We start from the raw sequence: 414 nt of genomic DNA on the forward strand, positions 1-414 counted from the left end.
TTTCTTTATGCGAGCACTTGATTTTAACTTGTTGGCGTACCCCCGTGAAGGGATATCGACCCACGCATTCCAAGCGCCCACACTTATTTGGCTGTTAAATTGTTAAAGAGCGTTTCGCTAAAACTAAACATATTTCTTGTTTAGCGAAGAATATAATTATGCATTACATTCTAAACACTGTCAAGTGTTTTTTGAAAGATGTCTTAACCTAATAAAACAGCCTTTCAAAAGACACATGGTCTTTTTTATTTTACTACACTCACACCAAAATTGAAACCCCGTCGGATCACCGACGGGGATTTCGGTATAAGAGCTTGACAATGACCTACTTTCACAGGCGTTCGCCCACTATCATCGGCGCTAAGGCGTTTCACTGTCCTGTTCGGAATGGAAAAGGAGTGGTGCCACCTTGCT

Annotated in this window: 1 rRNA gene; it reads right to left on the reverse strand. The window is 41.5% G+C overall.

Going from position 1 to position 414, the window contains the following annotated elements:
- Positions 1 to 312 precede the first annotated feature (312 nt).
- Positions 313 to 414 (reverse strand): 5S ribosomal RNA (gene rrf, locus AC2UZJ_RS12550); the annotation flags it as partial.

It is taken from the genome of Paenalcaligenes sp. DL 309, from assembly GCF_057475285.1.